General features: G+C 43.8%; 9 protein-coding genes. 7 read left to right on the plus strand and 2 right to left on the minus strand.

Features of this window, described 5'->3' with window-relative positions:
* Positions 1-185: hypothetical protein (locus tag FDW95_RS23270; RefSeq protein ID WP_212734291.1), on the minus strand; the 185-nt coding region annotated here is incomplete at its 3' end.
* Position 186: 1 nt separating this feature from the next.
* Between FDW95_RS23270 and FDW95_RS01575 the strand changes: the two genes are divergently transcribed.
* Together FDW95_RS01575 and FDW95_RS01580 are read left to right on the plus strand one after the other, a co-directional pair.
* Positions 187-2538: an autotransporter outer membrane beta-barrel domain-containing protein gene (locus tag FDW95_RS01575; RefSeq protein WP_137363392.1), complete on the plus strand. Its 2352-nt coding sequence runs from the start codon at positions 187-189 to the stop codon at positions 2536-2538.
* A 369-nt stretch (positions 2539-2907) separates the two neighbouring features.
* Entirely contained in the window at positions 2908-3414 is a 507-nt protein-coding gene (locus FDW95_RS01580) for a CaiF/GrlA family transcriptional regulator (RefSeq protein WP_115258513.1), read from the plus strand.
* Positions 3415-3518: 104 nt separating this feature from the next.
* Here FDW95_RS01580 and tam read toward each other — a convergent pair whose 3' ends face one another.
* The gene (gene tam / locus FDW95_RS01585) at positions 3519-4277 is read right to left on the minus strand and encodes a trans-aconitate 2-methyltransferase (RefSeq protein WP_115258512.1); all 759 of its coding nucleotides are present in this window, start codon (positions 4275-4277) and stop codon (positions 3519-3521) included.
* A gap of 157 nt (positions 4278-4434) precedes the next feature.
* On the opposite strand from tam, the gene FDW95_RS01590 reads away from it, so the two are divergent.
* The 5 genes from FDW95_RS01590 to FDW95_RS01610 all read left to right on the plus strand — a co-directional run bounded on the left by FDW95_RS01590 (position 4435) and on the right by FDW95_RS01610 (position 10414).
* Entirely contained in the window at positions 4435-4989 is a 555-nt protein-coding gene (locus FDW95_RS01590; RefSeq protein WP_115258511.1) for a GNAT family N-acetyltransferase, read from the plus strand.
* 2 nt (positions 4990-4991) lie between these two features.
* Positions 4992-5201: a DUF6500 family protein gene (locus FDW95_RS01595; protein ID WP_115258510.1), complete on the plus strand. Its 210-nt coding sequence runs from the start codon at positions 4992-4994 to the stop codon at positions 5199-5201.
* A gap of 757 nt (positions 5202-5958) precedes the next feature.
* Positions 5959-7038 carry a site-specific integrase gene (locus FDW95_RS01600; RefSeq protein WP_249358864.1) on the plus strand — a complete coding sequence of 360 codons (1080 nt, stop codon included), beginning with the start codon at positions 5959-5961 and terminating at the stop codon, positions 7036-7038.
* Positions 7001-8665: a site-specific integrase gene (locus tag FDW95_RS01605; RefSeq protein WP_115258508.1), complete on the plus strand. Its 1665-nt coding sequence runs from the start codon at positions 7001-7003 to the stop codon at positions 8663-8665. The genes FDW95_RS01600 and FDW95_RS01605 overlap by 38 nt, the downstream gene beginning before the upstream one ends.
* 3 nt (positions 8666-8668) lie before the next feature.
* Positions 8669-10414 (plus strand): hypothetical protein, encoded by a 1746-nt coding sequence (locus tag FDW95_RS01610; protein WP_249358867.1) that lies wholly within the window; start codon positions 8669-8671, stop codon positions 10412-10414.
* The last annotated feature ends 7 nt before the right edge of the window (positions 10415-10421 follow it).

Here is a 10421-nt window from a genome sequence, read left to right on the forward strand (position 1 = left end):
ATGGAAATATAGGGGCCAATCCATAATAACGCCAGTGTTCTGTTATCAAATACTGAAAATACTGACGACGTCTGGAATACTTTTCGTGGCCTGATTGTTGGTAAAGATTCTGCAGGTGCGTTGGTCATTGATGGGCGCCAAATTTCTTCGCTTACAGGCTCAATTGGTCGGGGAAGTGCCGGCATTGTGACCCTGACCAATGGGGCAATCTGGATACTGAGAGGGGGAGATCTCGTTTTAGGGACTAACAGCGGCAGTGGCCGCTTATTGGTGGAGCTTGGCAGCCAAATAAGCGGAATTAATGAACTCCGCATCGGCGAATTTTATGCCGGCGCCTACGGCAGTGTCATGATTGACGGAACGGGATCTACTGTTAAAACGAACTGGGTCGTGGTGGGCGATCAGGACACCGGCAAGCTCGATATTCTTAATGGTGGGCAGGTGGTCGCAACCGAACACATGAATATTGGCTATGTTGGTAAAACAGATCGCAATAACTTGTTTGGTAACGGTGCCGTCAGGGTTGATGGTGAGGATTCGTTACTGGACGTCGCTAAGCCGATTTTGCTAGGGGGATACGGAACCGGCAACAATGATGCACGCGGCGTGCTAACCGTGAGTAATGGTGGCACGGTAAAATCCGGGAAATATTTATGGTTAGGCGTCGGTAAGGGAAGTACAGGCATTGTCAACGTAGGGTCTGAAGAGGGGGACGTCGCGCAGCGCGCTGGCGTCATTAACGTTCCGTGGATCTATCTTGGCGATACTGCCGACAATACCAGCACTGTTCAACTGAATTTTAATCATAACAGTGACGATTTTTCACTCGCAGCAGATATAACCGGACGTGGTCAGGTCAATCATAATGGTCCGGGAACGACATTATTGTCGGGAAATAATGCCTACACGGGCATCACGTCGCTACGCAACGGTACGCTGCGGGCTGGCAGTACGGATGCCTTTAGCCGCAACTCAGATTTCACTGTGGATGAGACGGCGACTGTCGATCTGAATGGTTTTAGTCAGACTATCCGCTCGCTGTCGCTCGACGGTATGCTCAGTTTTGGCCAGCCGGGAACGGACGAGGCACTAAAACGTTCCAATAGTATCCTGACCGTTAGCGGTAATTACAGCAGCAACAACGGTCTTCTTATCCTCAATACAACAGAAGATGCCGTGCAACAAAAAGCGGTGGTGAACCAACTTCACGTGATGGGGAATACATCAGGGACCACTCGTGTCGCTTTGCAGGCACTGGGCAGCCAGACGGTCAGTAATCTCAATGGTGCACGGGTAGTGCGGGTGGACGGCGAGTCAGGTGGTGAGTTTGTTGCAGTTGGCCGTTTGACCGCGGGCGCCTATGATTACGCACTACTGCGGGGAAATAATACGGATGACTCCGCACTCATTCCTGATTCGAATCATTGGTATTTGACCAATACGTGGACTCCTTCTGAAGAACCGATACGCGATCCAGAAGAACCAATACGTGACCCAGAAGAACCGGCTATTGATCCCGACACACCGGTGTTACCTGTCCAACAAGAAGAACCCGCATCTCACGATTCGGTTTTACGCCCTGAATTAGGCGCCTACCTTGCGAATAAATCGGCGGGAAATACGCTGTTTACGACACGTTTGCACGATCGCCTGGGCGAAAGTCACTATATTGACCCCATAACGGGTGAGTCAGACGTGACCAGCATGTGGTTACGCAACGTCGGTGGGCATACCCGGTTTCGTGATAGTAGCGGGCAGCTGAAGACGCAAAGTAACCGTTATGTTCTGCAAATAGGTGGTGATGTCGCACAATGGAGTTCAGACGAGGTTGAGCGCTGGCATCTGGGCGTCATGTTCGGCTACGCAAACAGCCAAAGTAATACGCGGTCAGACGTCAGCCATTACCGCGCTGACGGTTCGATATCAGGTTACAGCGCCGGATTGTACGCAACCTGGTATGCCAACAATGTGGAGAAAAGCGGGGGATATCTTGACAGCTGGATGCTTTATAACTGGTTTGATAACACCGTTCGCGGTGAACAACTGGCGACAGAGAAATATCGTTCACGGGGGGTGACCGCCTCGCTTGAAGCAGGATATGCCTTTAAGTTGAAGGAGACGGCACGCCTGAGTTACTGGCTACAACCCCAGGTTCAGTTGACCTGGATGGACGTATCGTCTGACGATCATCAGGAGGCAAACGGCACCGTGATCCGAGATAAAGGCAAAGGGAATCTGCAAAGCCGGTTGGGGGTTAAAGCGTATTTGCGAGGCTATAACCAACGCGATGAAGGAAAAGAACGGCTTTTTCAGCCATTTATTGAAACTAACTGGCTACATAATTCCCGAAATTATTCGATATCAATGAATGAAATACAGGGTGACGTTGATGGCGCAAAAAATATCGCTGAACTCAGAGCAGGTGTTGAAGCGAAAGTAAATACGCGTCTGCACCTTTGGGGAAACGTAGGTCAACAAATTGGCGACAGTGGTTACAGTGATTCTCAGGCAATGTTCGGTGTGAAGGTGTTATTCTGACAACACCCCGCATCCTAAATAAGGATGCGGGGTGTTTATTTCGCCACTACCATTCGCACGCGGAAAACGTATTAACCAAAAGTGTTAATTCACAAATTGCATAATAATCTTACGGTGTGAAAATATACCGACAGGCGTGTTACAAGGTTATTTCATCTAACTAAAAGACAGTGGTTAAGATCAATTGATTCCTGCGTACTATCATGTAAAAAAGTAATGGCTCGTCGAATCGCTAATATCTCTTTATTGATCATCTTAAAATCAACACTGCATTAACCCATGAGATATATTTCATTCCCGCTTTTTACAATAAAGCATTTGACGTTGCTTATCCTCTCTTTATGAATAGTGAATAAACAGGTTAATTTTATGATAAATCAGTCAAATAAGGCAGGTGAACAGTCCCAACAAAAACACCATGGTCATTTTCATATTCCAGACGAGATCCGCCATCTTGGTGATATGTCGCTTTACAGGGCGGTAGCCTGGTGGGGTTTTCTGCGTAAAACTGAGTTTACTCGGGATGATGTTAGCCAGGCGTTTCAGATAGATTTGAGACGTTCCAGTGGCATACTTAGCTATATTTGTCATCGACATGGGTATGATGATATCACATTTGAAATGCGTAAAATCCCAGTACAGGGCGGTTGTTGTCAACTTGCCGTACGAATTCTCAAGGTAGCAACGTCCCCGACATCGGTAAGAAAACCAGAAAAAAGCAGCAATACCAGAAAGGACGTGAAAACAAACAATCAACTGGACCAGCTTATGGCCCGTTGGATGTTATCAAGGCCGACTGGTAATAATGCAACACAATTGGAAGCATGGAAAGCGGGGTGCCCAATTTATGATAATATCAAATTCATCGAAGAGTAATTGTTGAATAGTCACTTTTCGAAATAAAATAATACCAACTAAATACTATTTCTATTTACCTACATTAGCCTCTGCAATGAAAGGCCAATGCAAGTATAAGGGGATTAAAAATCGCGTCTGGCAACAATAAACAAGCGTGGGAATGCCAGCAGGATTTTGCCATTTTCCTGCAGCGGATATTGCTCCTGTAGAAGTTCATGGTATCGAGCCAGATACTTTCGTTGCTCACTTTCGCTCAGATCTTGCAACCAAGGACGTAAGCCTGTCGCACTGACCCAGTCGATAATCGACTGATGTGAATCCATAATGTGGTAATAGGTCGTGCGCCAAATATCAACGTCACATCCCGCTTCAGTCAAAATATCATAATAAGCATGCACGCCGGGAAGAGCCGATCGACCGCGATCGGGATAATCCTGCTCATAGGCGACTTCACGCATTAAAATATGTGTTGGTTCCAGCCAGTTATCCGGCATTTGCACAGCAAGTACGCCGTTACGGTGTAACTGCGAGACAAGATATGGGAATAATTCGTAGTGATCGGGTACCCACTGTAATGAAGCATTCGCATAAAGCAGATCAAGAGGTTGCTCCGCCCGGAACTCGCTGATATCTGTTTCAACAAAATGACAGTTCGGTAAGGTTGCACGCGCCTCGTTGAGCATATTTGGCGAAGAGTCCACGCCTGTTATGTTGGCCGAAGGCCATCGTTGATACAGTAATGACGTGCTATTTCCCGGACCGCACCCCAGATCGGCGACTGAACGAACATTTTCTAACGCTACTCTGCTCAATAATTCTGCTGCGGGTCTTGAGCGTTCGCTGCCATATTGCAGATAAAGTGCAGGGTTCCAGTCGGCCATGTAGCTATCTCCTGTGTAAGATGAGATCGTATTCAATCTTCACGTTAAGCGTACGACATTATGGCTGTATTTGCTGAAGCGGGAAGGGCGCAGTAAAGTGTCTAGCACGTAGAATAACGCTGAGTGATGATGTAAACATAATGGTAAGGAATGCAATATGATTGAAACATCAAGGCTCATTTTAAGGCAGTGGGGAAAAACAGATATGGCAGCATTTGCCGATCTGAATGCAGACCCGGATGTGATGCGCTTCTTTCCGGCTCCGTTGACGAGACAGGAGAGCGACAGTCTGGCAGAGAGATTCAGGGACGGAATAGAACAACGCGGCTGGGGTTTTTGGGCCGTTGAATCCAAAGAAACGCATGAATTTGTTGGCTGTGTCGGTCTGCACCCGCAGCCTGATAAATTTCCATTTTCTCCCTGTACCGAAATTGGCTGGCGTCTCAGCAAAACGTACTGGCATCAAGGGTTAGCCATGGAGGCCGCTGAAGCCTGTCTGCAATATGCTTTTACGGTTCTGATGCTGGATGAAGTCGTATCGTTTACATCGGTACTCAACAAACCTTCAGAACACTTAATGAAACGGCTTGGTATGAAAAAAGTGGAAGAGTTTCCGCATCCAGCGTTGCCGGCAAATCATCGGCTGTCCCTGCATGTTCTGTATCGAATCCAAAAGATTTCTGTATTGGTTAATTCTGAAGGCCAAGGATGAAAATGAGAGACAGTATTCGAGCAAAGATAGTGAAGGTATGTGAAGCCAAGATTGCAGCTAAAGGACCCGATGTGGGAGTCTCATTTTATGCTTTTTTTGCCAACAAGAATGATGACCCTGAATTGCTCATGGAAGTAGCCCAATGGTGGATTATGGAAATGAAACTGGATCACTTTGAGAAAGCCCGAAAAGTTATAGCGCTTGTATTGTAGAGCGTACTTGAGGTCATGGATTTGTCTGTGAATCGTACAATGACAGACATCATAACTATGTGAGGCCGCACAGGAGAAATAGCGTTCAGACTCTATCAACAACCAGACCAAGGATGACCATAAAACGCTGGATTCTTCCTGATCCTACAATAGTGCGCATAATGTATATTATGTTAAATATGGTGGGTTTGTTCTTAAGTTCATGAGTTCCTCTCTTTCAGGAACTTACAGATGAATCAGTCAGTTGCCAAAGTTTAGTTGTGGACTTACGATGACTTCATAACGCAAAAATTACGGGGCATCCGCTAAGTTCATGGCATATTCCATCTTACATTTATCGAGGAACAACCAGAGAACTCATCTCATAGTTGATGATGTGACTACCCTACCGGTCATGTTCGCCACAATTTATGGAATGAATGAACTGAGCAAGAAACATCTGGGGACTCAAGAAAACATTCTGTGTTCGCTGCGTTTTTTTTACGTCTATTACTTTAAGAAGCACAAACGAACATTTGACTACGATTTCTATCGGTCTGGCTACAATATCTCCTGTTTTATCAGGGAGCTTGATGGCTTCTTTACTTACCTGCTCGGGAAGCAGCACCTGAGTGACGAGACCGACATAATCTCTACCGGGTTTTTACATTCTGCACTCTCCAGAACCAACAAGTCCACCTATGGTAACCACGTCAGAAACGTTGGCCGATTCCTTAAGTATCTCAACTATAGATATATGAATCTGGCATACCAGGATATGTCACCTGTTGAAGCTCACCAGAGTAACCAGGCGAACCACAGAGATCTCGCTGACAGAATTAAGGTCTTCAACAGAGTTGAAGTATCCAGGAACGAACCCGCACACCGATACAAAAGTATCACCAGTCAGCAAAGTGTCGAACTAACGAACATGTTAATCCCCTCCACTCCTGAATTTTCAGATATCGAGACCGGCGAATTATTCACGGCCGTGGTTAATCCCCAAAACCCATTCGATTCAGGATTTCAACAATACCGTAACTACCTTATCCACCGGTTAATGTTTAACTATGGCTTACGTGTTGGTGAAGTTCAATTGTTGTTGAAGGATTGCGTGGGGCCAACCCTTCCAGACTCACGAGGTAACATTCGTTTCATCCTGATTGTACAAAATCTACCAGATGATGTAGTTGATCCAAGGAAACAACAACCTTCACTCAAGACTGAGCATTCACAGCGACAAATCGAACTGACCGAAGATGACTTCATTATGTTTACCATTTATATGGAGCAATATCGGTCCCCATTATTTGAAGAGAAAAAAATTGATGACCATGAATTTGTTTTTATTAAAGGCTCAGGTAGGTTAACTCCATTGACTTACGATGCAATTAGAACATTTTATAAGGAAAAAATTGATCCGGCATTCATTGCCCTATTCCCTCATTATCGTGCGAAAAGTAATAAGATTATTAATAATATGGTTAATATAACACCACACGTTGGGCGACATACTTGGGCTAACATCACTCTTGAGTTTATTTACAATAGTCTCCTGAGTGAATCACTAATACTGGCGCAAGACTATGGTATTCGAGCAAGAATGAATGGAGTACTTGAACCAGCTATTGAACAACTTCGTGCTTTAGGCGGCTGGTCACTGACCAGTAAAGTTCCATTAAGATATGCCAAGCGGTTTATTGAAGTGGTGAGTAACCAGAGCAACTATAAGCGTACGAAACATTCAGATATGCATTTAGCTTCCCCAGGAACAAACATTTCGCAAACAAAAACCTACAACTTGCTAGAAGATAATGTTTATGACGAAGACTTCACATTCAAAGATCTATTCAACTGAGAGCGATATCACCGGGGGCGATTTATTTAAAATCTCTCCCCTTCACTTTAAAAAAGAACAGCTTGAATGGATTGAAAATATTCAGCTCCCTACACGATTGTTTTTAATAAATGCAACAGAATTTGATGACCGATATTTATATCTACATGATGATTGGCGATACAGATTCTCAGGTAATAATGTGGCTATATTATTCTCTACTGGTAAATACTTTTGTGATTTATCACCAGTTTCACTCAAGCTCTTGAAATACTTAACGATCGCGTACATTAATGAGAACTCGGCAAGTGTTGCTGATAAATTTGCTCAGTTTGTCGCAACAACTTTCAAACAAATTGAGGTTATCACTCGCGAAAGCCTTATTGAAAAAATGCAAATGCTGGTTGCGAAGACTGAGCGAAATCACTCAGACAGCAGTCAGTTCTATTACACCCTCTATGCGTTACGAAAACTTGATCGTAGTGGATTCTTCGAAAGTAAGGATGACAGTAATGAGCTGGAAGATCTATTGCTGGAAGTGCCACGCCCTAGGAACAATAACTGGGCTCGCTACCAAAACCTAGACCTCGTTATACCAGAAGAAGTATGCCTAATGATAGAAAATGGCATTCAACGTTGGGCATCTAAACTATGTCCAAAAATTGATGTTGAAGAAAATAAAAACATTCATCTGGAAACTGTAAAGAAAACCATTAAAATTGATACATTACGGGACTGCATTATTATTGGCATAGTATATTACATTGGGGCCAGACCTGTACAGATCGGTAAACTTTCCGGAGGCGATTTTATCGTTGATACCGAGAATAAGTACGGGATGCGTTATTCAGTACTTGTGCCATATGCCAAAAAGTCAAAACTAACTATCGATCGAGTTCGAGTTGCAATTCCGGAAGAACTTGGAAAGTTAATCTTACTGTATAAGTACCTAGTTGGAATTGGTGATACCGACCCAATGTTTTCCATCATAGTATCTTCAATGAAGATGGTGGAAGCGTCATTAAAGAAAATGCTTTTCAGATTTTCACCACAGGAGATTCAGGAGGCAGTAAAAAACGATGATTATCAACTACCTGTATATACCGCAAGCCTCTTTCGTCACAACGTTGGTCACTCAATGGCAATGAGTGGTGCCAGTGCTCCTGAGATAGCTTATATATTGGGTCAATCCTCTTATGTTGTTGCAGATCGATACATTGCAGCCACCCCTGAGATGGCTGATATTCGTGAGGCAGCTTTGGGTCGCAACCCTGTGTTTAAGAACATGATGGCACTCATGTTGACTGGGAATTTGGTTCACAGCAGCGAATGGGAAGGCCGCAATGTTGCAGGGTCAATTGGTGGGCAACTTCATTACCATCTCGGTGGATGTAATTATGAAGAAGACATGTGCCCCTTTGCACAGGGTCGTGGATGTTACGGCTGCCTGTATTTCAAACCATTTATAGATGGAAACCACAAAAAAGTATTTCTTTCTCTGAATGATGAAATCCAAAATGTCCGTGATGTTGCCGATGATGCTGGCGTTTTAAATCATCCACTTCTCAAGGAATTAGTGCGGCTGAAACAGCATGTAAATCAGGTTATGGCTCGCATTGAAATGGCAAACGTTCGGAGGGCTATTTAGACAATGACTACGCAAATAACAATACTTAATAAACAGGCGGATAATCTTCTTATTTATATAGAGAAATATAAAGCAAAATTTGAAGAGCGTCTTGTTGCCTACAATGCCGTTGGGCAATTGGAGTGGAATGCCGGTTCCTGGCATTTTGGTGAGAAAGGTGTTGCATGGCTTAAAGAAACAAAAGATCGCGGCTTTAAGTGGGACGAAGTTTCTAGTCGTGTTAAGGGGCTCTCACAAATGAATATTTCTTCGGAGTTTCAGGATTTTATGCGAGCTTATCACATGCATCTGGTGTGTATCACTGGCGGATTACCATCAGGTTCTACACTAGACAAACCATTACAGGTGATGAAGCGCTGGTATTGGGAAATGGTAAATAAAACAAGTCAAACGCACCCAATGTATCTGACTTCCGATATTATTCATGCAGCGATGGAGCGGCATCATGAGAATTCTGACAGTCCTGATAATGTCAGTGACTATTGCGATATTGCAGTAAAGGCCATTGCTTTACTACGTCAATATGATCTTTTCTTAGTTAATATTGAAGTCAAAAATAAGTATCCTTGTCGAAATGGTTCTAACAGCACTAAAGAAAGGAAGAAAGCGCAAGAAGCCACCCCTGAGCAAACTGATGATGAAAGACTCATATCAATCCGTGCATTTATGTGTGTTATTGAGTTGATCGCTTTAGCTGAGAATAGTTATCAGCGTATCTTTTACAATATGTTATTACTCACAATTATTTGCGGTTTCCGTTTCCAAGAAATAATGTTGCTGAAAATGACTTCTTTGGTTAAGCGAGAAATCACGGATAAAGAAAAACGTCAGCACGCAATAGATCAAGACTGGCCTACTTACAGGTTGGGTATTGAGTATCTTGGTGCGAAAAAGGCTGGATGGCGGATCCATTGGCTGGCGCCAAGCACTTATTCTGTCGTTGAGATGATTTATAAATCTGTTCAAGAATTGACCTTGGGGTTTCGTAAAACGATTCAGGGCTTCAGAGATTCTAATTTCACTAACCTGCTCCCAGATAAGATCGCTGATTATCCTGATGAATGGATTGAGCAAAATTATCTTGAAGACATCATGTTTAGTGGTTCTGGTGGCTCTAGGAATGATCTTGGAAAGAGTATTCGGAATTCCATTGCGAACTTTAGTGGACATAAACCTAAGGTAATACCCGTTCATAAACAGAAGAACAGCTGGTACTTCACTAAAGAACAGTTGAATGATTATGTTTATCAGCGTTACGCTCAAGCAAAAAACTTCGAGCCTGGGCACCAGTGCATAATTTCAGCCAAAAACAATGGTGACTGGGAACACTTCAATTATGAAGACCTGATGTTCATCATGCCGGAAGGTGCATTTGGACTTGGTAAAGATTTTGTTTCATTGCAACATATTTTTCCACTTGATGAAAACTCAATAGAAGCGTGGTTAGGCGGAACACAAAACCGAAAATCAATCTTTGATCACTTTAATCTTTTTGAAGATGATGGGTCCCGTGTCATTATCAAAAAGCATGTACCGCGACATAACATAAATACATTCTTGGCAATCGCTGGAGTGACGGATCATATTCAGGCCATCCTAATGGGGCGTGTTGATATTACCCAGAATAAACACTATCAGCATCAGGCCGAATCACAGTCCTATCAGACCGCTTCTCTAGCAATCAATATGCTCGAAAAGGCTTATGATGAGAACAATCAAGCTCTCACGAAGAGTGATGTAGCCCCCTGAAACACCG

Source organism: Citrobacter sp. wls718, from assembly GCF_005280945.1.
GTDB classification, from domain to species: domain Bacteria; phylum Pseudomonadota; class Gammaproteobacteria; order Enterobacterales; family Enterobacteriaceae; genus Citrobacter; species Citrobacter gillenii.